Below are 24,398 nucleotides of genomic sequence, written 5' to 3'. Positions count from 1 at the left end.
TAGCGTGCATCTCTAATTTGAATATTTAAGTTATGAATCAAAAACTGTAAGCAAAAAATGCATAATAGGTTTATTTAAGTATAAGATAAGTACCTGTTGATCTCGGTATTTAACTAAATCTTTGACTATGCGTTTTGTTTCCCTATGCCTTACTTCAATCCTGCTCTGCTCGTCTCCTTTGGCATATGAGCTAGATTACTATTCTAAATTTGGTCACATCGATAATTACGGCAATCTTGATCTTAGAAACAAGCCTTACACCCAACTACCCTCTGGCCTAGTGGTAAAGGGCAACTTAAACATCTCACAAACCCCTATCAAAGCCTTGCCTAAAGGGCTTGATGTTGAAGGCAGTCTGGAAGCAACTAACAGCGCACTCAAATTTATTCGCTCAGGAACAAAGATAAAAGGCTATGCAAACCTACTAGGTAGTAAGATCGAAAACTGGCCTAAAGGTATCAAACTAGGCGGTTACCTAAATCTGACGGATACACCGTTAAAATCGCTTCCAGCTAAACTTCGAGTAAAAGGTGATCTAAGTGTTATTCGCACTCCCATTTCTGATCTTCCTGAAGGATTGGTGGTTGATGGTAATCTCTATATTGGAGGATCAGCGCTGAAAGTATTTCCAGACACAATGACGGTGAAAGGGAATATCTATTTAGGTGGTAACAGGATCACAAAATGGCCCAGCAATTTAACCCTTGGTGGTGCCGTCGCACCTTAAAGAGCAGATAAACAAAAGCCCCGGCAGACCGAGGCTTTAAGGCATTCTGAATCAACGAGTTCAGTGACGAAGATTACTCTTGGTTATTCACAGGATTAGCATAGCTCGCCACCAAATAAGGTCTTGCGCCTTCAGGTAGCTGATCCAACTTATCCGCGAGATGACGCTTAACCGCTTCCGTAATGATGCTCGAATCTTCATGCCCAGCAGCTAACAAGTTGATTGGGTACAACTTGTAGTTGTTGTGAATTTGGCGGTCGATTTCACCAGCAAGAGATTCCGGCGTTTCAAACTCTTGCTCAATCACATCACCAAACGCAACATGTACACGGCCTTTATAGCCAACGATACCTTGAATGATGCTTTCGATATCTTCAAATTCGCCTTTTTCATAGCGGCCATTTTCTGCTTTTTCGTACAGCTCTTTTGCTTTGGCAATGTCACATGGATCATTTTCATAGGCAATCGAGACAGGAACGATTTTCAGAGAACGCGTGTACTCACCAAAGCTGATCTTTTGTTTACGACCTTCAACATGGAACATTTTTAAAATCGCAGGATCAGTAAAGTCGTTTCCATCTTTAGCACGACCTTCCTTTTGGGCAATCCAAATTGAATTGCCAGTATCAAGCGAATGTTTGATATAGCTTGACAGTTGTCCCAATGCTTTCATCATTTCTCTAGGCGCTTTAGCAGAGCGCTTAACGATGAAGCTCTTATTGAGTCGCATCAATTCTGTCGCACATGGCTTCTTCAGCAGGTTATCGCCAATCGCTATACGAACTGTACGGTGCCCACTTTGGTACAAGCCATAATTTACGAGCGCAGGGTCCATCGCAATATCACGGTGGTTAGAAACGAATAGGTATGACGTGTTTTTATCCAGCTTATCCAAACCAGAAAAAGTGACGCCATCCGTTGTCTTATTCAATGTATCTTTCAGATACTTCTTCACTTCAATCTGAATTGCTTCGACAGAATCAAGCTTGCTCCACTTGGCTTTCAGGTAGATGCGCAGGATCGGGCTCATTAGCGTTTTGAACCACGCTGCTTTATTAGCAAAGCGATGTTCTAGGATAGCAGTGATAAATTCATCATCTTGGATTAGACGATCCAGCGCTGCTGGAATTTCTTCGTCGTTGTAAGGACGAATTTCAATATAAGGATCGGTATTGGCTGTCATTGTTCATTACATATCAAAAAAAGCTGGCACATTTTACGCATAGTTTTGCTGACAAGCAGCATTTCAACCCATACTTTTAACATGGTCATACCAGTTAAGCCACCATTTATCATGCTAAAAAATTCTCTCAGCCGGTTGGAATCGTATGGGTTTAACGTTACCCTTAGCGCCAAAAAACACTGGTACTCATAATGAACTACGCAATTGAATTTCACGACGCTAAATACCCCTTTCTTGATGTAGCTGCGCGTAAAAAAGCACTGAAGCACAGTCTACTATCTGTCATCGAAGGGTTAGCCGTCATTAAATTGGGTAAGCAGGAGTATGCCATTGAACCAGGCCAATATTTTTGGATTCCTCAAGGATGTTTGAGCTCCCTCACCTTTTTACCTAATTCTCGTGTATATCGTTGTGATTTTTCTGTGCGTTTAAATGACGACTTCTCACAACAGGCGGGCTTTGTGAAGCCTTCACCGCTACTAAAAGCGCTCGTCGAGAAGCTAGCAACAACTGCCGAACGCTCGGATCTGCAAACCGATCTACTGACAGTAGTAAGACATGAAGTATTGACGCTGTCCCCTAAACTAGCGCACTCAACGTTAACGAGAACCATCAATCAATGGACTCCTGGCTGTGACATGAATATTTCTAAAGAGCTTTGCTTGGTACTAACACTACGTGAAGCAAGAAAAATGAAACTGTCGGGGAAGAAGGAAGAGCAAATTGTTGACTCTCTTTTTGCTGGTAACACCGAAGAATATGAACAGCTTTGCTTTTTAGTCTTTGGAGAAGCGCTATAATTTGCTCTTCAACAAGCTACGTGTTCAGCATTACGTAGAGTTACGGATACAGAAAGTAGAGATTCAAGTAAAAACAAAAAGGGCGTACATTGATAATGTACGCCCTTTTTTCATTTGCTTGAGGTGTCTAGAAAGGTACCTCTATTTGCATCATCCAGTCAGCGTCATAATATTCGTGCCAACGATAATCAAACCGCATTCTTGGCTGTCCGTCGGATTTATCACCAAAACCAACGCTGAACATCAACCCGTGGCTACGAAGCCACTCTTCTGTATCCATTTTACTCTCTTCGTCTCGAAGCTCTTCCGGCATCCAAAAACCAAGACCAAAGTAATTCTTTTCTAAGTTTTGAGTTAGAAGTGGGGTGTCTTCCGGCTTAATCGCCCACTCCTCCCAATAGTTTTCTGTTGGTCCTTCAAGCTTCGCTTCCGCTGCATACCAAATCAATGCTTCAGTACTTAACACGCCGATGGAATCTAAAATTTCTTCACAGATAGGAAGAGTGTTATCTTCAAACACCACGGAACGATCAGAAAAATAGTTACACGCGGAATGAGCTTGTGTCATCACAAGCAGCGCACATGCACTAAATAAAACGACTCTGACCATGAAAATCTGACCTCTCAGTTCCCAGACAATGTTTCTCTGTATAAGCCTTTACTAAGTAATAAATCACGTACGGAAGGTGTTGTATAGGCGCCGATCTCTTCACCCTCGGCCAATGCTTTGCGAATATCTGTGCTTCTGACTTTTACTTTTTCAGGACATGCCATAACAGTCCAACGTTCCGTAATCTCTTCAGCTCTACTAAATTTAGCAAATTTGAAGAAATTATCAGGACCAATGACAAAAGTTATATCGGCAGTTGGGTAGATTTCTTGAATTTTTTCTAACAACGCATAGGTCGTCACACTTTGTCCAGGTTGGTATAAAGCTTGCTCTGCATCAGAACGCTGAACATTAGAAAGCCCCATATCCTTGATGAACGCGTCAACCATTTTGCACCGAGTTGGGTAATCAAGCATGTTCTTGCCCCAAGCGTGTGCAATGCTTGGCTCAAGTAGCACAAGATCAAAGTGGCTCAAAGACTCAATAACACTTTTATGCCCTAAACTAGGTGGGTTAAATGCACTACCAAAAATGGCGATTTTTTTCATATCCGGTGATTACCTGGTTGAAGAGAGTTTTCTAATCTGATGATTTCGGTATGATACTACTAATCTTTACAGCTTTTGACCCTAAAGTCGCGTTTAATGAGCCTCAACTGTATGGTTTATCACCATTTGAGCAAATGTGCTTTAGAGTCTGAAATATTTGCAGGAAAAGGAACCCTAAATGGAACAATCCATCCGTGACGAAATGCGCGTACTCCCTTCAATTGATCCGCATTTTGAAATTGAACGCCGTGTCGCTTTTATTAAGCGTAAATTGCAAGAAGCGGGCTGTAAGTCTCTTGTTCTTGGCATCAGCGGTGGCGTTGACTCAACGACATGCGGTCGTTTAGCTCAATTGGCTGTAGACCAGCTGAACGAAGAAGCGGGCAACAATAGCTACCAATTTATCGCAGTTCGCCTGCCTTATGGGGAGCAAAAAGATGAAGATGAGGCTCAGCTCGCTCTGTCTTTTATCCAGCCAACCCATTCTGTATCGGTGAACATCAAAGCAGGTGTTGACGGGCTTCATTCGGCTTCTCACGTTGCATTAGAAGGCACAGACCTTCTACCAACTGATGCAGCAAAAGTCGACTTCGTAAAAGGCAATGTAAAAGCGCGTGCTCGCATGGTTGCTCAATACGAGATCGCGGGCTACGTAGGCGGCCTTGTTCTTGGTACTGATCACTCAGCAGAAAACATCACTGGTTTCTACACTAAATTTGGTGATGGCGCTTGTGACATGGCACCATTGTTCGGATTAAGTAAGCGCCAAGTTCGTGAAGTAGCTGCTACATTGGGTGCACCTGAGCAACTAGTGAAGAAAGTGCCAACAGCAGACTTAGAAGAGCTTGCTCCACAAAAAGCAGACGAAGATGCCCTAAGCCTAACTTACGAGCAAATCGACGACTTCTTAGAGGGCAAACCCGTTCCACAGCAAGTGAGTGACCGTCTGGTAGCGATTTACAAAGCAACGCAGCACAAACGCCAGCCAATCCCGACGATTTACGACTAAGCGATATTTTCAGCTCTCTTTAAAACTCAAAACGCTGCTAAAAATAGCAGCGTTTTTTTGTCTAGGAACAGTTTTTGTCGAAGGACAAAGACGTTCTCGCCTAGTTGGTTACTGTTACGTCCGTCTCTGGCACAGCACAACACGCCAATACGGTTCCCATTGCACGTTCCTCATCAGTCAACGCGGGCACGTCCGGATGATGTACTTGACCCGACGTAAGCTGAACCTTACACGCGCCGCATAAGCCAGCACGACAGCTATTGCTGATGACCTTCCCAGCATCTTCGAGCTGATCTAACAACGTTTTTTGGTTGTTGCCTACGACTTTAGTTCCATTAAAGTCAATAGCGAGACTTTTCTCTGGCTTTGACGTAAGAGAAGAAACTCCAAACGCTTCTTGATGGTAGTTTTCCTCTGGCAGCCCTTTTCTTAGTAGAAGACTTTTTGCTTTATCCATAAAGCCATCCGGGCCACACACAAACACCTGCCGCTGTTCAACATCTTTGATTTGCTTAATGTGTGACAAACTTAAACGCCCTTTCAAACCAAACCAATCAACAGCAGGTTGCGTTAAACAGACTTTTACTTCTAACCCCGGGTGCTCACGCTTTAACTGCTCCAACTCTGAGCGACAAGGAATATCATTTTCGGTCCGACATTGATGGTAGAAAACCACGTTCTCCAACTGATTATGATCCGCTAAGTAACGTACCATCGATAGCATTGGTGTTACTCCGCTACCCGCAGAGAGTAACAGCAGAGGCTGCGCTTCATGCGTTTTAAGGTGGAACTGACCGTCAGGTTGTTCTGCCTCTAAAAAATCACCGACTTGTAAGTTGTCTAAGAGTGAGTTAGAGACTCTTCCACCCGCGATACGCTTTACAGAAATAGCATAACGACCCGGGCGAGAAGGACTGGATGACAAGGTATAGCGTCGACCCACTTTCTTACCATCAATATTCACCTCTATTGGCAGGTGTTGTCCTGGCAAGTAATTAGGCAAAGAACCTTTGTTTGGCTCTAACCATAAGGTCACAAAGTCTTGGGCAATTTCTTCACGCTCAACACATGTAAGCTTCATGCGCACTGGCGAGTTATCTGCGTAAAACTCCGGCTCTTTGTACTCCAATACTTCAACTTTATCGCCTTGACGAATAATGCCTTCATTTCGCGCGACAAGATTCTGGCCAAAGAACACACCACCGACATCGTTTGCACGGAACTGTTGCAAGGTTTTGAGCGGCTCTTTGCTCTCACGGAATGTGCCTCTTTGGGTATTCACCGTAGTCAGGATACAGCGCTCGCAAGGTTTGAGCGACTCAAACTCTACCTCACCGATTCGTATGCGCTTCCATGAATCTTCTTCAAATGGCTTAGTATCAGAGACAACTAAGTTAGTACGAAACTGATCCATTGAGTGTAGCTCTGAACTTCTTCGGTTTAGCTCATCAAGTGAAGCTTGGCTGATCAATAAAACCGGATAACCATCAGCAAAACTGACGTTTTGACCTAGCTTTTCACGGACACGATTCGATTGCTCGCCACTAAACAACAACTCAACGCGTTGCCCCAACACACGACTAAACCAGTCATCTGCATCATCTGTCGTGGTATAGGCAGTAAATGTATCTTTCCAAACCGTTGCAGGTGTCTCCTGCATTTTGAAATCTTGGTAACGGATTTTAAGTGGCTCCATACCCAAACTACTAAACACCACTCCATCGGACAATAGGGCAGACTTAATGGTTACCATTTGCGGATACTTTCGCGCAGTGATCATCGAGCCATCAGCTTTCGCAATCATAAAGCGACGATCGAAGCTCAATCCTTGCTTCTCAACCCATACGGACGACAGCGACAATCCGCCAACTGACTTAACCGGAAAAACATTAATTTGGGATAAAACGGGTTGCGACATGGCCTTCTTCCTACGGGTGTTTTTTATTTGTTGCGGTATTGTATACTCAAATCACATTAAGTTGCAGAGTCTACTGCCTCTTCATCCATCGCAACTTTCTCGAAACCATATTCTTATAAATTTGGTTTTAGTGACAAGTATTTACTACACTCAATATTCGCGTTTTTTAACACCGTTCTGACCAAATACCGTTTGATAAAGTGTGATACGACACACATAATTCACCCAAGTTATCACTACTCCCATTTATCGATTTGGAGCTTAATTATGGATACAAGAAAACTGGTTCTGATTTTGTTATGTATCTTTCTTCCGCCTGTCGCGGTGTTTATGGAGAAAGGTCTAAATAAAGACTTTTTGATTAATCTAATATTGACGTGTTTCTTCTTTCTACCAGGTACGATCCACGCGCTTTGGTTAACAATGAAGTAACCACTTACACTCTCACTCTTTATAAAATTGAAAAATGGGATGAAATATGAGGGCAATTCCTCTATCATCCTGTCGCCTAAGCGCAAGCGTTTGCTCAAAAGCAAATACGGCGCTTAGGCTCCAATCAGACAACTTTTCAATGGTGGGAGCAATTAATGACAACACTGACTATCACTCGTCCTGACGACTGGCACGTTCACTTACGCGATGGGGAAGTTCTTAAAGACACCGTTCGCGACATCAGCCGCTACAATGGCCGGGCGCTGATTATGCCAAATACCGTCCCACCTGTTACTACAACTGAGCTCGCCCTAGCCTACCGTGACCGAATTCTCAAAGAGCAACATGGCGAACAGTTTGAGCCTTTAATGGCGCTTTACCTTACAGATAACACGACACCAGACGAAATACGTAAGGCTAAAGCAACCGGACACATTGTTGCTGCCAAGCTCTATCCTGCTGGCGCCACAACAAACTCAGATTCCGGTGTAACCAATGCGAAAAACATTTATCACGTTTTAGAAGCAATGGAAGAAGTAGGAATGTTACTTTTGGTTCATGGGGAGGTAACACATCACGATGTTGATATATTCGACCGAGAAAAAGAATTCCTTGATACCGTCCTCGCTCCTATCGTCAATGATTTCCCTAATCTTAAAATCGTACTAGAACATATCACCACCGCCGACGCAGCAAACTTCGTTAACAATGCCTCAGACAACGTAGCGGCTACCATCACTGCCCACCACCTTCTTTTCAACCGTAACCACATGCTTGTGGGTGGTATTAAACCTCATTTCTACTGTTTGCCAATTCTTAAGCGCGGAACCCACCAGCAAGCGCTGATCGAAGCAGCAACTAGTGGTAGCAAGAAGTTTTTCCTAGGTACAGACTCAGCGCCACATGCGAAAGGGGCAAAAGAATCGGCTTGCGGTTGTGCTGGTTCTTACACTGCACACGCTGCGCTAGAGCTTTATGCAGAAGTCTTCGAAAAAGAAGGCAAGTTGGAAAACTTGGAAGCTTTCGCAAGCTTCAACGGTCCTGATTTTTACGGCATTGCACGTAACACAGATACGGTAACGTTAGAAAAATCCGCTTGGGATGTGCCAGAAACGATGCCATTTGGCAATGATATCGTTGTGCCTATTCGAGCAAGTGAACAGATCGAGTGGAAAGTGAAGTAAGTACTTTACTGACGTTTCACCCATAAAACAGGGTCATGCTTTTTGTAAAAAGAAGTCATGACCCTTGTTATTATCGTCTCATGTTTTAGATGTGATTATTGACCACGAAGCTTTTCAACCATCGTCCATACCGCAACCACAACCAACCCCGCCACAAAGCCGATAATACCGTTCAGTAAAATAGGCAAAATGGCTGTAGCAACCAAATGACCACTAAAGTTCATAATAATCGGCTCTACAAAGTGATGAATGGCTGGCACGTTGTGCACCACAATTCCTCCACCCACCAAAAACATCGCAGCAGTTCCTACAATGGTTAACAACTTCATCAACTTTGGTGCAAAAGCGACCAAGGCCCCTCCGACTTTCGCCACCCAACCGTTACCGTTTGAGCGACTTTCAAGGTAAAGGCCTAAATCATCTAGCTTCACAATCCCAGCGACTAGTCCATAAACTCCAACCGTCATAATCACTGCAATTAAACTGACAACTAAAATTTGCGTAACAAGACTGGCTCCTGTCACGGTACCTAACGCAATCACGATGATCTCTGCTGAAAGGATAAAGTCTGTCCGAATCGCACCAGAAACTTTACGCTTTTCATACTCTTCTATCGACTCGCCAGTATTAACTAGCTCATCTTCTTCTTCGTGCGGATGCGAGTGAGGAAACACTTTCTCAAGTACTTTCTCTGCCCCTTCAAAGCAGAGAAATAAGCCGCCAATTAGCAATAATGGCATGATAAGCCATGGAATAATCGCGCTAATAAGTAAAGCTGAAGGAACTAAAATCAATTTATTTTTGAATGAGCCTTTTGCAACCGCCCAAACCACTGGAATCTCTCGCTCAGATGCAACACCAGACACTTGTTGAGCGTTTAACGCTAGATCATCTCCCAACACACCTGCGGTTTTCTTTGCCGCCATTTTTGACATTAAGGCGACATCATCAAGCACCGTGGCAATATCGTCCAACAGTGTGAGTAAACTTGCTCCAGCCATTTTTTGTCTCTTATATGAAATTGAGTAAGTAACAAAATGTAACACCAATGAATCACTCATCAAAGTGATGATTTTGCAAAGAATACCACCCCAAATGGTGTTTTATATTGCTGTAAAGATAAGACAGGTCTAGTCTTGTGATACCTTTCAGCAGTCAAAAGAAAAAGTATAGATGAAAAGTGGATACATTTACCCGATCGGTACTCCTGGCCAACCTTGGAACGAAGAAGAACGTAAAGCTTGGTTAGCAACGCAAGAAGTAAAACGTAGCTACCAAGATGAAGTCGTCAGTAAAATCGATGCCCTACGCGAGCGTTTTGATGTTGAACAATATGGTGCGCTCTCATACAACGAGGCACGCTTCCCTCTGTTTTGTATCAAAACACGCAATTGGGATTCAACTAAGCCTGTTGTGTTGGTCACAGGCGGCGTGCACGGTTACGAAACCAGCGGTGTACATGGCGCATTAAAGTTTGTAGAAACAGAAGCAGAACGCTATGCAGAGCATTTCAATATTGTCGTTGCACCCTGCGTAAGCCCTTGGGGTTACGAGGTGATCAACCGCTGGAATCCAAACGCGATTGATCCAAACCGCTCTTTCTATAAGGATAGCCCTGCCGAAGAGTCCGCTAACCTCATAAAGCTAGTTGCAACTTTAGGCGATGTGTTAATGCACATTGATCTACATGAAACGACAGATTCTGACGAAACTGAGTTCCGTCCAGCCTTAGCTGCTCGTGATGGTATTGAGTACATTGAAGGTATGATCCCAGATGGCTTTTACACGGTGGGAGATAGTGAAAACCCTCAGCCTGACTTCCAAAAAGCGGTCATTGAGTCAGTTGCAAAAGTGACTCACATTGCACCAGCAGATGAAAACGGCGAAATCATTGGTTCACCCGTCGTACAGTTTGGCGTTATAAACTACCCAATGGTAAAACTGGGCCTGTGTGGCGGCGTAACAAATTGCGTTTACGGCACGACAACGGAAGTGTACCCAGACAGCCCAACGGTGACCGACGAAGAATGTAACGATGCGCAAGTCTTCGCTATTGTGGGTGGTCTAGATTACCTAAAAAATAAGCTTGTATAACCCGAACTAACAGCGCCTTGCAATATAAGTTCGTATAACTTTTTAGCACAAAAGCTTGCAATCTTTCATATGAGATACATTTCAACATTAACAAATGACCACATTAATATGGCTACTTCTGAAGAGATTAAAACGCCATGACTTCATGTGGCATGATTGATATTACATATGAGTTGCGTTAAAACGCAAGCACTGGATAAGCTGCATGCTCAATATGCACCTCTGCTGTTAAAGCTGTACTCGCCACCTACAGTGTAAATTAATGAAGTTTTACTAGTTTAGGTCACCCTAAACTAGTAAAACCGATTAAGCAGATTAATAGCAATATATTAAGCCTGATGTTCTTTAACTCTTGTTCGTTGAGGTACTCTCGAACGTTCACTTTTCTAGTAACCTAATCAAAGACAATCGATAATTCTAGTTTCTACGTCATCAACAAATCGCCTAAAGAACACTTCGACCTTCTTTCCCTTATAAAAGGCACACGAAAGATCTTGGGTCACCTCAAATATTAATCTACCCTGCGGCCAGTCGACAAAACAAAGCTGAACAACGAAAAAGTCGACATAGATTTTTATACTTGGAAACATCGCCTTGAATAAACTCTCTTTAGCAGAGAATACCGTAGTTATAAATTCAGCGTAATTAGAAAACAGCGTAGAAAACGCATACTCCTTCGCACACAAAACATTAGGAGAAATAGAGCGCGCAATTTCATGGGGTAACCACTCCTGCCTATCAATACCAAAATACCCCTTTTCATCGGTGGCAACTATCGCCACGGCACATGTAGCACTATGACTAATGGAACCATAATAGCCTTCCGGCCATAGAGGCTCTCTATGAGCTCCAATTTGGGGCAGCTCTACGTTTGACGCCTCAAGTAAACACATTGCCATTTGTACGCATGCGCGACCAGCCATAAACTCACACTGCCTAGACTGAACGGCTCGGTGTAAGTTCGAAGGCAAACTCACACCTAGTGCCATTAAGTTACTTCTAAACTTGGTGGAATAGTCAATGTTCAAAGACACTTTTACGATGTTCTTGGCGATCCATTCCGTTTCAAACTTCAAGTTAAGTGCGTTGGCTGCCAGAGTAGATTTCATCTCAACCAAAAGTGCTCACCTCAATAATAGAACTGGTGTATAAATATCTAACATGACGAGCTTTCCAAATGCGCCAAACCATAAGAAATGCGTATTCTTTCAGTTGTCCAAGGTTGCCCCTCCATCAACTCGCAAGTCATGCATCGTGATATGGTTTGCTGCATCCGAAAGTAAAAACAAAATAGTGTTAGCAATGTCCTCTGGTCGAGCCAACTTTGCAAGTGGGATGCCCAACCTAAACTGACTTGAATCACCCGCGATCACTTCAGCCTCAGCATAATTTTCAGTCCACAACTGTCTTTGCATTGGCGTATCTGTTGAACCTGGGCTGACAATGTTGCAGCGAATACCAAACTGAGCAAGTTCGATTCCCATGCATTTCACCATCATATGAAGCGCTGCTTTTGAGGCTCCATAAGCACCAATCGCGTTCCTTGGTGTATTAGCTGCATTAGAACCAATAATCACCATGCTTCCAGAGCCTTGAGATTTCATCCCCTTGGCAAGGGTTTGCATTAATGCGAGGACACCAAAAGTATTTATCTCAAAAGTCTGCTTCACCACATCGATAGACAACTCATGGAGAGCTCCAACATGTAGCACTCCAGCGCAACAGACTAAATGGTCAAATGCAGCTTGTTGCTGCCAAGACTCCACTATCTCAACAATTCCGCTTTGATTGTTTAGATCTAACCAACGGCATTCAAACTGCGTAGGGTATCTTTGAGCCAAAACTTGCGTATTTTTATTCAAGAGGTCTATTTGCTTATCTGCCACGAGCACTCGAGCACCTGCGTTCAGTAAATGTTCTAAAGTTGACAAACCAATGCCAGTTGCCGCTCCAACAAGCAATATTCTTTGATTATCTAATGACATCATGATTTCCACTAAAAACAATGAGTCTACTTCTTAGAAAGTAAACTCTTTTAATGTTGGGGACTTAAAAAATTGACATACTAGGCAAGTGACATTCACTGGCCGTTACTATGGCAATACTGTCAATAATACGTTTTAGGTTAGTGTTGCCTGAAGTACGGCCTGGCTGATGAGGACTTCTTTCATTTTCTGTCCAATGCTAGAAACCTGTTCAGCGTTGTAACGAGCAGTCTGATAAGTAACAATTAAGCGCAAACTACGCGCTTCGTTGACCACGTTTTCCATAATTTCAAAGTGTAAACCAAAAAGTGACTCAGTTTTATTTGGGAGGATTTGCTGGTACGAAACCGATTCACCCTGAGGATTTTGTAGTGAGCCATACAATGCATTATCAGCATGAATCTGAGCATACACATCAAACAATAATCCGTTGTTGGGCTCAAAACCAAGCTCGCGTTGAACCATATCAATCGGCACTGTTGCGTGGGGCAAAGAGTCATTGATGATTTCAGTTACATGTTCAATCAGCCTCACAAAAGATTGCTCAGGGTCAAATACCACTCGGTGAGCGACCATTGTGGTGTAGTAGCCGACTGAGCCGAAGTATTTTGCATCATCGCGTCCTGATGCAGATGTACCAATCACCAAGTCCTTTAAGTCTCCTGCGTCCTGCAGAGCATGTGCAATAGCAGAATAAATAACACTGAAAATAGACGAGTTGCACTCTCTAGCTAAGGCAGAGACAGCCTGATGAGCGAGTGAACCTAAATCGACTTCTATCCAATTTGCTTCAATTGCATTAATAACAGACGCCTTTTGCTCAGGTTTATGTTCGGTCAGGCAGAGGCCTTGAGTAGCGTCTTGCAAATGCTCCACCCAGTAACGCAGATCTTCTGGACTTGCGCCACGATTCTTCTGCGCGACAGCATAATCATGGACGCTAAGCGCCGGTTTTGTCCAAACGGGTTCTAAGCCTTGAACTCTCGACATGTATGCATTTGAAAGCTCAGACATCAAACTATTTAATGACCACTCATCGATGATCATATGATGAATCAGAAAAGACAATATCTGCTTTCCTGTTTGCTTATCTCTAAAGAATCGTACGCGCAGAGGAAGCTCTTTAGATACATCAAACACATAAGCCGCTTCAGAAGCCAAGTTCGCATTACCAGCGTCTGTGCTTCCCCAAAACCAAGAGTAATTTGGCAAGTCTTTCTCATCAATTATACGCTGCCCTACGCCACTCTCGTCATCAACAAACAAACTCCTGAGGCCAGTGTGGCGAATCAATAAATCTGAAAATGCGAGCTCAAATGACTCCTCGTCCACTTCTCCATCAAATCGCATTGCGAATGGCAAATTAAAAATCGCACACTTGCCAGTAGCAACATGTGCGTCCCATAAGAATTGTTGTGCGAATGACAATGGATAGCAACTTGATACCGTTGCCTCCTGCATTTCGAGTTCTTCTGAAGGCGTTGACAGCGGCGACTGATGAGGCACCGAAGCACACTGAGCAAGAGCTTTCACGCTCGGAAATTTAAAGAAGTCATTAAAGCTAACTTCGATACCATGATTATTCATTAGGTTCCCAATAATTCTAGTTGCCAACAGTGAGTGCCCACCAATTTCAAAAAAGTCGTCATCTAATTCAACATCAGGGTCATCGAGACTATCCCTAAATTCAGCTAATATTATTTCTTCAATATTACTTTCAGAGTCATCATGGTAATAAAACTGAGCGATATCTATACCTTTCGGATTAAAACCAGCACAATAAGAGTGGTTATTCAAAGCTTCGTAGTTAACACTTAATAAATTAATGATAGTTGTATTGTTAATATGTGGTTCTAATATCGGATGAGTAACAATAAACAAATACTTCTCTTGCTCAGTTTGTAAAATAACTACTCTAAATGGCGACTGAGACTCTGGGTCCCACTCGCGCATTTTCATTGCTTTGATCAACTCTGGCAACTGCTTACTGGCTAAATCTAAAGTGTCAATGAACTGGCTTTCTTCCGATAGATGCCACTTCTCTAACTCAAAGTCTTCAGATAATCCGTATCGAAGGTTTAATCGCATATCGACTAAAACAAGCTTGTGTAACGCTCGTTCAATTAGAACGTTTTTGCTTTTTTTATCAATAATATAGCAAAAAACCCTCCATTCAATACTCTGTGAATCTTGAAGCTGTCGCATCCAAACTTGCTCTTCATATTCGCCTATTGGAAGTAGGACTTTAGGCTCTTTAGTGACGTTGTTCATATAAAATCTAACTCTTACTTGGCCGCTTGACATGTTAGCGACCTGATTTTTTAGGATTATGTGTTAATTTGCTTACACGTCGACAATAATGGTGATAGGATTGATTATCATTTAGATTTGCATTTCACGTCAAGCCAATAATTATATTGAGTTGAAAAGGGAGTTTTTTGTCAGCTAATCCGAGTTAACTGACGAATTAATCCGTTAAATTTTAAGTTGTAAAGTGGCTCTGACAACATTTTGAGAATTAAGTTGTGATCGTATTGTTTATTAAAGAAAACCTTGGTTATGATTTATTGAAATTGGACTTCATCTCAGTAAAAAGTATCCATTATGCGTATTCCTCCCCACTTTTATTCCAACTAGAAACTAATTGCAACTCTTTGCCTTTTTGTTTCGGGGCACGTTTTTCATGAATACTCGGATAATTATCACATTTACTTTATTGTGCTTAACTTCAATTTTCGTCGGCGCAAACCAACTAGATTGGTCGTTATTGCTGACCATGGATGACAAAGCTTGGCTACCGATTACTGCTAGCAGATTACCAAGGCTAATCGCACTAATTCTTACCGGATCTGGTCTCGCAATATGTGGTGTTATTCTTCAACATATTGTTAGAAATCGTTTTGTTGAGCCGGGCACCACAGGCGGTATCGATGCGGCAAAGCTCGGTATTTTGGTATCTATCGTCATGCTTCCATCCTCAGACAAGCTTGAACGTATGCTCTTCGCCGTACTATTTTGCTTCGCCGCTGGCCTTATCTACATTGCCATCGTACGAAAAATTAAATTCAGTAACTCTGCGTTAATACCTGTGATTGGGCTTATGTTTGGTAGTGTACTAAGTGCCATAGCGGAGTTTTATGCTTATCAAAACAACATCTTACAGAGTATGTCCGGTTGGTTAATGGGAGATCTCTCCAAAGTGGTCCAAGAACACTATGAAATAATTTTCTTGATTTTACCCATCACCCTACTGACTTACTTATATGCACATAAGTTTACTGTGATGGGAATGGGCGAAGATGTTGCGTCCAACTTAGGAATTAATATTGCGTTCACGGCCGCCTTGGGTCTAATGCTAGTTTCCGTGACAGTTGCTATAACAGTGGTGACCGTAGGTGCCATTCATTTTATCGGTTTAGTCATACCTAACCTAGTCGCACTAAAATATGGCGATCACCTTAAAAATACCCTACCAATCGTTGCACTAGGCGGCGCTTCGTTACTTATTTTTTGCGATGTCATAGGCAGAGTTGTTGCCTTTCCTTTTGAAGTCCCAATTGGATTAACAGCCAGTGCTATCGGGGGAGTTATGTTTCTTGTGTTTCTTTTGAAAGGAGCACGAGTATGAGATCACATTACTCAAACATGCGAGTGAGCATTATACTCGTTTGCATACTATCTATCGCCTTTATCTTTACAAGCTCTGGGTGGGATTTTGATTACGTCATCCCCAAGAGACTGATTAAACTTGGTGCCATAGTTATTGGGGGCAGCTGCGTGGCCATCTCTGCTGTTATTTTCCAAGCTTTGGCTGGTAATCGTATTCTTACGCCATCCATTATGGGATATGAGTCGGTTTATCTGGTTTGGCAAACCCTACTCTTATTACTAGCGGGCACTTCTGGCATCGCTACATTAGGCGTTGTCGGTAATTTCGCTGTCTCTGCAATACTCATTCTGTTGTATTCCTTAGCGATTCAATCTTGGGTACTCAATAGATTTAAACATGACATGCACCAAGTTCTGCTGATTGGCTTTGTTTTGACAATGGTGCTGACAACTCTTGCTCAATTTATCCAGCTCAGAATAAGCCCTGGAGAATTCTCTATCCTTCAAGGATTCAGCTATACCTCGTTTGAGCGAGCGAAACCTTCTACGTTACTTTTTTCCAGTATTGCGTTAAGCGTTTTGGCACTCTTTGCTAACAGATGGTCACGCGAGCTAGATGTGATAGGTCTAGGTCGAGACCAAGCGATGTCATTAGGACTAAATGATAAGCAATATGTACCAAAGTTCTTTGCTGTAATCGCCATTTTGGTAGCAATTTCGACGAGCTTGATTGGCCCAACGGCTTTTATGGGAATTTTTATTGCCAATATTGCTTATTCCATTACTAGCGCACCGAACTACAGACACATATTGCTCGTTGCTTGTGCTATTGCAATTGTCATGTTCTTGTCTGGTCAACTTCTGGTAGAGCACTTATTTAACTTTAAAACCACCGTCTCTATTTTGGTGAATGTCCTTTGTGGGGGATATTTCCTAGCCATCACGATAAGAGCAAGAAGCCAAATATGAAAACTGTTACTCGCCTGTTTAAAGACAACTCACTGACAAAAAGGAAATACCCCATGTTTAAGAGCCCCCTACGTTTGAGTATCGTGCTTGCTTGCTGCGCTCTAGGAACCTTATCAGGTTGCGAGCCGGAAATAACTAAAATTGAAGATACTCAGCCATTAGAAAAGCTCATCGTGATTGAACACAATCTCGGAGCAACTACTATTTCTCATCGCCCTCAACGAGTGGCAGCATTAGATATGAACGAAGTGGACTTTTTAGATCAGCTAAATGTTCCAATCTCAGGAATGGTGAAAGACTTTGTTCCTCACTTTCTAGCGAAATACAAAGACACACCTGAGATAGCGGATCTTGGTGCGATAGTTCAGCCTAATATGGAAAAGATCTATGCCCTAAAACCAGATCTCGTATTGATGACTCCGCTACATGCTAATCAGTATGAAGAACTCTCTCAACTCGCTCCGACTTTACATTTTGACATCAGCTACCGTAATAGTCGTGACCATCACGTCGATACCATTAAGAAACACCTTGTAGAGCTTGGTGAGATCTTTGAAAAGCAAGAGCTAGCCCAACAGAAAGTTGCCGAAATCGATGCAAAAGTCGCAGAAGTGCGCGCTGTTACGAAAGAGCGTTCAGAAAAAGCTTTGGTTGTCATGCATAACAATGGTGCTTTCAGCTCATTTGGCGTTGAGTCTCGTTATGGCTTCGTTTTCGATGTTCTGGGGGTAAAAGCAGCGAGTGAAAAAGTGGAGACAGGTTTGCATGGTCAGCCAATTTCTAGCGAGTTCATTAGCCAAGCTGATCCAGACATTCTTTACATCATTGATCGAACAGCAGTAATGGAAGGAAAGCCTGTCATTGATGCGGAACACTTAGCAAACCCGCTACTCCGTCAAACCAAAGCATGGAAAAACGACAACGTCGTTTTTGTTGATGCCGATGCTTGGTACATCACTTCAGCAAGCATCACATCTCTGAAAATCATAATTGATGACATCCTAAAAGGTTACCAAAGCTAAATCTAATAACAATGAGTTGGATCTTAAGTAATTCAACACTCAACCGACGTCAGAACGGATGTGAGCTAGCCCAAACAAAGAAAAGGAATCTATAATGACTCATGACTATCATCAGATAGCGATGGACTCTTCACAGAAAAACAAACCAAGCCCGTGTCATATCGCCCTCTTTATTTCACTTCAATTTAGTACTTTTGTCGTACCAATTAGTATCGCTCAAGCTGAAGAAGTCGTAGATGAATCAATGACAGTTTATGGTGAAGCAAACAGAGTTTATGCCGCTGGCAAAGTTTCTCACGCGAGTAATATGGGAATGCTTGGCGACAAAAACTTCATGGAAACGCCTTTCAATACGATTGGATACACAGAAAAACACATTCAAGACCAACAAGCACGCGATATCTCAGATGTAATCTCAGCTTCTGATCCCTCTGTTTTCACCAGCGGTGAAACCGGCTTAAACAAAGAAAGTTTCAAAGTAAGAGGTTTCAACTCAGACATTAGCGACGTTATGTTTAATGGATTGTATGGTATCGCTCCTTATTACCGAACCTCTCCTGAAATGTATCAACGTATTGATGTACTTAAAGGTCCTGCTTCTTTGCTCAACGGTATGCCACCGAATGGATCTGTTGGTGGCACCATCAACTTAGTGACAAAAAGAGCACAAGAAACACCAATCACATCTTTCACCGGCAGCTACTTATCGGACACTCAATTCGGAGGACATATCGATATTGGACGTCGCTTTGGTACAAATGAAGAATTTGGTATTCGTTTCAACGGTGCATTTAAAGATGGAGACACCGCGATAAACAACCAAAGCAAAAAAACTCAACTTGCATCATTAAGCCTTGATTGGCGTAATGACATTGCTTTCCTTGAAGCAGATTTTTACTACAGTACAGAGCGAGTTGAAGGTGCAAACCGTGGGTTAAGCATCGCTTCTGGTCTCAAAATCCCATCACCTCCTCCATCTGACACATTATTGACGCCAAGTTGGGCCTACAATGATAGCGAAGATAAAGGGATGATGATTCGCGGGGAGCTAAACGTTAGTGACTCTGTAACTGTATACAGCGCATTGGGTGGTAGCCGTACAGATTTTCATTCAAATGTACCGCAACGAATCAAAATCATCGATAACGAGGGTAACCTAGAGGTATCTCTCGGATCAGTTAAGCTTGAGAACAAACGAACTTCAGGTGAGATAGGTGTTCGTAGCAACTTTGACATTGGCCCAGTAGAACACCACCTTGTACTGAATAGTACTTACTTTAGAGAAGATAAAAATGATTCTCCAACAGGTAATAATAATCCAGCCCCTTGGAACTCGAATATTTATGATCCTGTTTGGGGACCAGAAAATTCAGTTTACGACAACTACTATGGTTTACCTGTCGATTCAACTCAGGTCAGCTATGGCATTGCCGATACGTTATCTTTTGTTGATGGGAAATATCAAATCACGCTCGGCTTGCGTTACCAGAGCATTGATTATGAATCTGGAATAATAATGAACGGAATGTCGCTTCCTACCACCAAGTTTAAGGAAAGTACTTACACTCCCGCACTTGCAGCATTATACAAAGTTTCGAGCTCAGTTTCGCTTTATGGTAACTACACCGAAGGCTTAACGAATGGGAAAACAGCAGGCTCTAGCGCCGCAAACGCAGGAGAGGCTTTTGAACCCCAAAAAACCAAACAGACTGAAGCAGGCGTGAAGCTTGACCTGGATGGCTTTGCTCATACGTTCAGTTTATTTGAGATTAAAAAGCCAAATGGGTACCAAGATCCGGATACCAACATTTTTTCTTTCGGTGGTGAACAGCGCAATCGCGGTATTGAATGGGGGTTCTACGGCACACTATCAAAGGACTATACGCTCATCGGTGGTATCGCCTATACAGATGCAGAGATTACAAAAGCAACAGATGTGACAGAGGAGGGGAAACAAGCAACTAAGCTACCCGATTTACAAGCTAAACTCGCATTAGAATGGAACCTCCCTGCGATGCGTGATCTCACGCTTATCGGCCAAGCGAACTATATGTCTGAACAGTACATTGATGCACAAAACACTCAGGCATTACCTGCACAGACTATTCTTGATCTTGGCGCACGCTACAACTCAAAAATTGCTGAAACAAGCGTGGTTTGGCGCCTTAGCGTAAACAATGTCCTGGATGAAGATTACTGGACAACCACCCACTATGCGGACCTAGCTCTAGGCGCACCACGCACAGTGATGCTGTCAGCTACTGCGGATTTCTAATCCCTCTCACCGCCCCCTTAGGCTTCCATCTTAGGGGGTTCACTCCTCCACTTGGCTATTTACGAGAATTCACAATGAACCAAAGCAAGTATTTATCTCCTAGCAATAACACAATATTGCCCTTAACTTCTTATCAAAGCTGGCAGTTATCGACCCAAAGGCAACGTAGTGAACAGCAAGCCATCACCAACTTTATCTATCAAGAATTCGAATACAATGATACATCAAAGGAAGCACTAGAACGTTGTCTCGTAACACTTATAAACCATCACCCTATGCTGCATGCCAGAATCAGTGATGATTTTTACTTACATATTGCTAAAAATAACTACACTAAAGCGTTCAATGTGAACGAGTTAAGCGAGGTATCGGAAGAAGAAATAGAAAAGCAACTGGCACTTACTCGTACCGCGCTAATCAAAAGTAATTCACAAGCGATTCTCTGCATCTCAATTAGTCTATTGCCACTAAATAGAATTCGGCTTCATGCTCGCTTCAACTCTGTCGTTGTTGATACGCAAAGTGTTTCGATATTTTTTGAACAACTGGATCAAATGTTAGCAGGAAACCTACCCTCATTTTCCTGCCAAACAGAAGCTCTCACTGCACATCACGATTTGGTCACTAGCGAGTTAACAAGCATGACTTTTAGTTCTTCCGAATGGGAAGAACATATATTAAAACTACCTAAGTCCGTAAACCTCCCAACAGTTTGTGAACCAGACAAATTGTCTGAGACAGGCATAAGCAGACGAACTGTGAGTATTCCGTCTGAAAAGTGGCAACAGCTAGCAACAAGAAGCAAAAATCATAGCGTAACACCAGAGCTAACGCTGGCGACCATTTTTGCTGCAGTTTTATCTCAATGGGGGCATCAAGAGACTTTCATGTTAAGGTTTGATACTAGCGCCAAAAATAGAACAAAGGGGATTATCGGCCAATTCACGCAGCCTCTACTTGCCAACTTATCTGGTTTCGGTCATAGTTTTCTTTCTCTTGTTCGAGAAAACCAAAAACACTTCAAACACACGTACCCTCGTCAACTGAAACCTATTTTTTCACTTGTTCATCAGCTATCTCGGCTTTCAGACGCTCATCGCGCCCCCGCCAATATCGCTTTCTCTAGCCAGCTTACAGAAACCAATCGAAGAGAGTTGTGGGGGTGCCGCCAATCAGCCAATACTTGGCTATCGTTACATGCGGAGTTAAAGAAAGACGAACTTGTTCTGTATTGGGATAGCCATGATGCACTATTCCCAAAAAATATGATCCAAGAAATGTTGGTTAGCTACACAGGTCTCCTTGACTCTCTCAGTCAAAGAGACAGTGATTGGACACACTCCCTACCAATCTTGCTACCAGAAAATCAAATTTCTACTCGTAATGCGTTCAACTCATCTGAAGCCCACAAATTGCCAGAAGGCTTACTTCATCATGGTTTTTGGAAAAACGTTGAGACCTTCCCAAACGCAATAGCGGTTATTCATGGTCATGAGTCTCTCAGCTATCAGACTTTAGCAAGCTATGCGCAAAGCTGCGCAGGGGCGCTAGCAAAGGCTGGAGTTGCACCTGGGGATAGGGTTGCTGTGAGTATGAACAAAGGAGTCGGCCAAATCGTCGCTGTATTAGGCATATTATACGCTGGTGCTGTTTATGTGCCAGTTTCACTCGATCAGCCACAAGAAAGGCGCGAGGGTATTTACCAATGCGCTGGTATAAACGTAGTTCTTACAGATAAGTCTGATGCAAAGGACTCAATGCTATCTAGCCAATTATCGTATTTAGATTGGCAAGCAACAATTAAGAGCATACCAATGACCGCTTCACCAGAAATTGAGCCGAATAAGCCTGCTTATATTATCTATACCTCAGGCTCAACTGGCACACCGAAGGGAGTTGTCATCTCTCACCAAGGCGCCCTAAATACCTGTATAGCCCTCAATCAGCGTTACCAAATCAATAGCAATGATCGAGTATTAGCTCTTTCTGCTCTCCATTTTGATCTCTCTGTATATGACATTTTTGGTCTACTCTCTGCCGGAGGTGCAATAGTACTAGTGAATGAGTCTGAAAGAAGAGACCCAAGAGCTTGGTGTCGAGTCATAGAGAAGAATAACGTCACCATGTGGAACAGCGTACCTGCACTTTTCGATATGTTATTGACTTATGCGTCTAGCTTTAGGTCCTCTGCGCCTTCTGAACTGCGCTTAACAATGCTTTCTGGAGATTGGATCGGATTAGACTTACCAGACCGCTATCGTCAGTATCGACCTGACGGGAAATTTATCGCGATGGGAGGAGCCACTGAAGCATCAATATGGTCGAATGTCTTTGATGTCCAACATGTACCACCAGAATGGCGTTCTATTCCTTATGGCTACCCTCTTCCGCGACAACAATATCGTGTAGTTGATGACTTCGGACGCGATTGCCCAGATTGGGTTGCTGGAGAACTTTGGATTGGTGGAGATGGCGTCGCTCTTGGTTATTTTGACGATAAGCTAAAAACTCAAGCGCAGTTTTTACATATTGATGGCTGTGCTTGGTATAGAACTGGGGACATGGGTTGTTATTGGCCTGATGGCACCCTTGAGTTTTTGGGACGCAGAGATAAACAGGTAAAAATAGGTGGATATCGAATTGAACTGGGTGAAATCGAAGTTGCACTCAACAACATTCCCCAAGTACAACGTGCGATCGCCATCGCTGTAGGTAAGCAAGATAAGACTCTCGCAGCATTTATCGTCCTTGATCCTGAACAAGAAAACGCCAAGCGACTAGACACAAATGAAGTACAAAACCTACTGAGCGATCAACTACCTAACTATATGATTCCTCAAAGAATAGTGTTTCTAGACGCATTGCCGTTAACGGCAAACGGCAAAGTCGACCACAAAACTCTCTCTCAAATGACAAGCCGTAAAAAGAACAAATCGTCTGCTGTAGATCAACCACTTGTCACATCCAGTGAACATAAGTTAGCCGAAATTTGGCGCAAGGTACTCGGCGTGCATGAGTTCTGCAAGTCGAGTGATTTTTTCCAAATGGGAGGAGACGCCTACGCAGCAATTGAAGTACTTAAACATTGCCACCAAGCGGGTTATCCAATCAAATTATCTGTATTGTATCGCTATCCTTCGCTTGAAACTCTCGCTCTCATTATGGATAAGTGTAAATCAACAACGCCTCAAGGAATTTCATGATGAGTCCATTAATCGCGATTGCTTCTTCTGGCACGCATCAGGATACACACTATATTGTTTGCCCCTTTGCAGGCGGTGGCAGTGGCAGCTTTAGGGCTTGGCGGAATCTGAATCTATCCAAAGAATCCGTATCAATCATGCTTTACCCTGGCAGAGAAACCAGAATTGATGACGCTACTCTTGAAAGTATCGAATCATTAGCCGAAGAAATGGTTCAAGCCCTGTTGGCAAGCCGTATCCCCATAGAAAACACAATCATTGTTGGTCACAGTATGGGAGCGCAAGTCGCTTACGAGGCAAGCAGAAAACTCTTGCTCCAAGGTCACTCCCCTAGAGGTCTTATCATCTCTGGTTGCCAAGCACCTCATATTAAAGGTCGAAGACTACTCGGCGAATGTGATGATACAACCTTCATTACTAATCTAATCGAAATGGGAGGATGCGATATAAGTCTTGCTGATAACCCGCAATGGTGGCCAATATTTCTTCCGGCTTTACGAGCAGACTTTACCGCCACAGAGCAGTATCTTTTTTCATCACCACCACATAGAGATGCGCGGCTTTTTGTCCCCACTCTTTTGGTTTCGGGAGATAAAGATCAAGAAGCCTACTATTCAGAAGTGGAGGAATGGAAGCTTTGGTGCAATAACGTGATTGAGCATCTTGTTGTCAAAGGAGGCCATTTCTATGTTACTGAGCACCCAGAAATGATGCTTGATTGTTTGAGAGCCTTATCAATTGAAGTTGCAGAGTAATAGTTTACTTAACCAACTGGTCATCTTTAAGGTGGCCCATAAAGAGGACCTGCGTTTAAAATGCATGTCCTCTTT

20 protein-coding genes are annotated in these 24,398 nt (G+C 43.0%); 12 read left to right on the top strand and 8 right to left on the bottom strand.

The annotated features are described in order from the left end of the window. Positions 1–127 precede the first annotated feature (127 nt). Entirely contained in the window at positions 128–727 is a 600-nt protein-coding gene (locus tag R7F64_RS02435) for a hypothetical protein (protein WP_047101745.1), read from the top strand. 73 nt (positions 728–800) lie between these two features. Here R7F64_RS02435 and R7F64_RS02430 read toward each other — a convergent pair whose 3' ends face one another. Further along, positions 801–1,910 carry a 1-acyl-sn-glycerol-3-phosphate acyltransferase gene (locus tag R7F64_RS02430; protein WP_005385027.1) on the bottom strand — a complete coding sequence of 370 codons (1,110 nt, stop codon included), beginning with the start codon at positions 1,908–1,910 and terminating at the stop codon, positions 801–803. A 191-nt stretch (positions 1,911–2,101) separates the two neighbouring features. Here R7F64_RS02430 and R7F64_RS02425 point away from each other — a divergent pair, with 191 nt between their 5' ends. Beyond that, positions 2,102–2,710: a hypothetical protein gene (locus R7F64_RS02425; protein WP_005375302.1), complete on the top strand. Its 609-nt coding sequence runs from the start codon at positions 2,102–2,104 to the stop codon at positions 2,708–2,710. 127 nt (positions 2,711–2,837) lie between these two features. Here R7F64_RS02425 and R7F64_RS02420 read toward each other — a convergent pair whose 3' ends face one another. Beyond that, on the bottom strand, positions 2,838–3,320 hold the full coding sequence (locus tag R7F64_RS02420) for a hypothetical protein (RefSeq protein WP_318071420.1): 483 nt from the start codon (positions 3,318–3,320) through the stop codon (positions 2,838–2,840). Positions 3,321–3,334: 14 nt separating this feature from the next. Then, complete coding sequence (locus R7F64_RS02415) at positions 3,335–3,868, bottom strand: nicotinate-nicotinamide nucleotide adenylyltransferase (RefSeq protein ID WP_005375300.1); 534 nt, start codon at positions 3,866–3,868, stop codon at positions 3,335–3,337. 178 nt (positions 3,869–4,046) lie between these two features. Here R7F64_RS02415 and nadE point away from each other — a divergent pair, with 178 nt between their 5' ends. After that, positions 4,047–4,877, top strand: a complete 831-nt coding sequence (nadE, locus tag R7F64_RS02410) for an ammonia-dependent NAD(+) synthetase (RefSeq protein ID WP_005375299.1) — start codon at positions 4,047–4,049, stop codon at positions 4,875–4,877. Positions 4,878–4,977: 100 nt separating this feature from the next. Here the strand turns inward: nadE and R7F64_RS02405 are convergent, their stop codons facing one another. Next, positions 4,978–6,795, bottom strand: a complete 1,818-nt coding sequence (locus tag R7F64_RS02405; protein ID WP_318071419.1) for a hybrid-cluster NAD(P)-dependent oxidoreductase — start codon at positions 6,793–6,795, stop codon at positions 4,978–4,980. 267 nt (positions 6,796–7,062) lie between these two features. Here R7F64_RS02405 and R7F64_RS02400 point away from each other — a divergent pair, with 267 nt between their 5' ends. Both R7F64_RS02400 and pyrC read left to right on the top strand, forming a co-directional pair. Next, complete coding sequence (locus R7F64_RS02400; protein WP_005375297.1) at positions 7,063–7,227, top strand: YqaE/Pmp3 family membrane protein; 165 nt, start codon at positions 7,063–7,065, stop codon at positions 7,225–7,227. 155 nt (positions 7,228–7,382) lie between these two features. Continuing rightward, positions 7,383–8,411, top strand: a complete 1,029-nt coding sequence (pyrC, locus tag R7F64_RS02395; protein WP_318071418.1) for a dihydroorotase — start codon at positions 7,383–7,385, stop codon at positions 8,409–8,411. A 95-nt stretch (positions 8,412–8,506) separates the two neighbouring features. Here pyrC and R7F64_RS02390 read toward each other — a convergent pair whose 3' ends face one another. After that, a complete protein-coding gene (locus tag R7F64_RS02390) occupies positions 8,507–9,412 on the bottom strand; it encodes a DUF808 domain-containing protein (RefSeq protein WP_318071417.1) in 906 nt (301 codons plus the stop codon). A gap of 172 nt (positions 9,413–9,584) precedes the next feature. Here R7F64_RS02390 and R7F64_RS02385 point away from each other — a divergent pair, with 172 nt between their 5' ends. Next, on the top strand, positions 9,585–10,505 hold the full coding sequence (locus R7F64_RS02385) for a M14 family metallocarboxypeptidase (protein WP_047101755.1): 921 nt from the start codon (positions 9,585–9,587) through the stop codon (positions 10,503–10,505). 398 nt (positions 10,506–10,903) lie between these two features. Here the strand turns inward: R7F64_RS02385 and R7F64_RS02380 are convergent, their stop codons facing one another. The 3 genes from R7F64_RS02380 to R7F64_RS02370 all read right to left on the bottom strand — a co-directional run bounded on the left by R7F64_RS02380 (position 10,904) and on the right by R7F64_RS02370 (position 14,761). Beyond that, positions 10,904–11,614: a 4'-phosphopantetheinyl transferase family protein gene (locus R7F64_RS02380; protein WP_052767693.1), complete on the bottom strand. Its 711-nt coding sequence runs from the start codon at positions 11,612–11,614 to the stop codon at positions 10,904–10,906. A gap of 99 nt (positions 11,615–11,713) precedes the next feature. Further along, on the bottom strand, positions 11,714–12,490 hold the full coding sequence (locus tag R7F64_RS02375; RefSeq protein WP_115386762.1) for a 2,3-dihydro-2,3-dihydroxybenzoate dehydrogenase: 777 nt from the start codon (positions 12,488–12,490) through the stop codon (positions 11,714–11,716). A gap of 135 nt (positions 12,491–12,625) precedes the next feature. Further along, positions 12,626–14,761 (bottom strand): condensation domain-containing protein, encoded by a 2,136-nt coding sequence (locus R7F64_RS02370; protein ID WP_085569335.1) that lies wholly within the window; start codon positions 14,759–14,761, stop codon positions 12,626–12,628. Positions 14,762–15,173: 412 nt separating this feature from the next. On the opposite strand from R7F64_RS02370, the gene R7F64_RS02365 reads away from it, so the two are divergent. The 6 genes from R7F64_RS02365 to R7F64_RS02340 all read left to right on the top strand — a co-directional run bounded on the left by R7F64_RS02365 (position 15,174) and on the right by R7F64_RS02340 (position 24,323). Beyond that, the gene (locus tag R7F64_RS02365; protein ID WP_047101759.1) at positions 15,174–16,118 is read left to right on the top strand and encodes an iron ABC transporter permease; all 945 of its coding nucleotides are present in this window, start codon (positions 15,174–15,176) and stop codon (positions 16,116–16,118) included. Beyond that, entirely contained in the window at positions 16,115–17,068 is a 954-nt protein-coding gene (locus R7F64_RS02360; RefSeq protein WP_047101760.1) for an iron chelate uptake ABC transporter family permease subunit, read from the top strand. The genes R7F64_RS02365 and R7F64_RS02360 overlap by 4 nt, the downstream gene beginning before the upstream one ends. 53 nt (positions 17,069–17,121) lie before the next feature. Further along, a complete protein-coding gene (locus R7F64_RS02355) occupies positions 17,122–18,090 on the top strand; it encodes a siderophore ABC transporter substrate-binding protein (protein ID WP_031778891.1) in 969 nt (322 codons plus the stop codon). A gap of 94 nt (positions 18,091–18,184) precedes the next feature. Next, complete coding sequence (locus R7F64_RS02350; RefSeq protein WP_005375288.1) at positions 18,185–20,365, top strand: TonB-dependent receptor; 2,181 nt, start codon at positions 18,185–18,187, stop codon at positions 20,363–20,365. 74 nt (positions 20,366–20,439) lie between these two features. Beyond that, on the top strand, positions 20,440–23,568 hold the full coding sequence (locus tag R7F64_RS02345; protein WP_318071416.1) for an amino acid adenylation domain-containing protein: 3,129 nt from the start codon (positions 20,440–20,442) through the stop codon (positions 23,566–23,568). Then, a complete protein-coding gene (locus R7F64_RS02340; protein WP_235429172.1) occupies positions 23,565–24,323 on the top strand; it encodes a thioesterase II family protein in 759 nt (252 codons plus the stop codon). Before R7F64_RS02345 ends, R7F64_RS02340 begins: the two co-directional genes overlap by 4 nt. The last annotated feature ends 75 nt before the right edge of the window (positions 24,324–24,398 follow it).

Origin of the sequence: Vibrio sp. Vb1980 (genome assembly GCF_033338615.1) — a bacterium.
In the GTDB taxonomy this organism is placed as follows: domain Bacteria; phylum Pseudomonadota; class Gammaproteobacteria; order Enterobacterales; family Vibrionaceae; genus Vibrio; species Vibrio alginolyticus.
The sequence above is the reverse complement of the archived record's forward strand: the minus strand, read 5'-3'. Positions and strand labels throughout refer to the sequence as shown.

Excerpts from the sequence above, each read along its gene's own strand:
- R7F64_RS02420 (WP_318071420.1), bottom strand. The coding sequence starts at position 3,320 with ATGGTCAGAGTCGTTTTATTTAGTGCATGTGCGCTGCTTGTGATGACA.
- R7F64_RS02345 (WP_318071416.1), top strand. The coding sequence starts at position 20,440 with ATGAACCAAAGCAAGTATTTATCTCCTAGCAATAACACAATATTGCCC.
- R7F64_RS02385 (WP_047101755.1), top strand. The coding sequence starts at position 9,585 with ATGAAAAGTGGATACATTTACCCGATCGGTACTCCTGGCCAACCTTGG.
- pyrC (WP_318071418.1), top strand. The coding sequence starts at position 7,383 with ATGACAACACTGACTATCACTCGTCCTGACGACTGGCACGTTCACTTA.
- R7F64_RS02355 (WP_031778891.1), top strand. The coding sequence starts at position 17,122 with ATGTTTAAGAGCCCCCTACGTTTGAGTATCGTGCTTGCTTGCTGCGCT.
- R7F64_RS02375 (WP_115386762.1), bottom strand. The coding sequence starts at position 12,490 with ATGTCATTAGATAATCAAAGAATATTGCTTGTTGGAGCGGCAACTGGC.
- nadE (WP_005375299.1), top strand. The coding sequence starts at position 4,047 with ATGGAACAATCCATCCGTGACGAAATGCGCGTACTCCCTTCAATTGAT.
- R7F64_RS02430 (WP_005385027.1), bottom strand. The coding sequence starts at position 1,910 with ATGACAGCCAATACCGATCCTTATATTGAAATTCGTCCTTACAACGAC.
- R7F64_RS02360 (WP_047101760.1), top strand. The coding sequence starts at position 16,115 with ATGAGATCACATTACTCAAACATGCGAGTGAGCATTATACTCGTTTGC.
- R7F64_RS02370 (WP_085569335.1), bottom strand. The coding sequence starts at position 14,761 with ATGAACAACGTCACTAAAGAGCCTAAAGTCCTACTTCCAATAGGCGAA.
- R7F64_RS02400 (WP_005375297.1), top strand. The coding sequence starts at position 7,063 with ATGGATACAAGAAAACTGGTTCTGATTTTGTTATGTATCTTTCTTCCG.
- R7F64_RS02390 (WP_318071417.1), bottom strand. The coding sequence starts at position 9,412 with ATGGCTGGAGCAAGTTTACTCACACTGTTGGACGATATTGCCACGGTG.
- R7F64_RS02435 (WP_047101745.1), top strand. The coding sequence starts at position 128 with ATGCGTTTTGTTTCCCTATGCCTTACTTCAATCCTGCTCTGCTCGTCT.
- R7F64_RS02415 (WP_005375300.1), bottom strand. The coding sequence starts at position 3,868 with ATGAAAAAAATCGCCATTTTTGGTAGTGCATTTAACCCACCTAGTTTA.
- R7F64_RS02380 (WP_052767693.1), bottom strand. The coding sequence starts at position 11,614 with ATGAAATCTACTCTGGCAGCCAACGCACTTAACTTGAAGTTTGAAACG.
- R7F64_RS02350 (WP_005375288.1), top strand. The coding sequence starts at position 18,185 with ATGACTCATGACTATCATCAGATAGCGATGGACTCTTCACAGAAAAAC.
- R7F64_RS02340 (WP_235429172.1), top strand. The coding sequence starts at position 23,565 with ATGATGAGTCCATTAATCGCGATTGCTTCTTCTGGCACGCATCAGGAT.
- R7F64_RS02405 (WP_318071419.1), bottom strand. The coding sequence starts at position 6,795 with ATGTCGCAACCCGTTTTATCCCAAATTAATGTTTTTCCGGTTAAGTCA.
- R7F64_RS02365 (WP_047101759.1), top strand. The coding sequence starts at position 15,174 with ATGAATACTCGGATAATTATCACATTTACTTTATTGTGCTTAACTTCA.
- R7F64_RS02425 (WP_005375302.1), top strand. The coding sequence starts at position 2,102 with ATGAACTACGCAATTGAATTTCACGACGCTAAATACCCCTTTCTTGAT.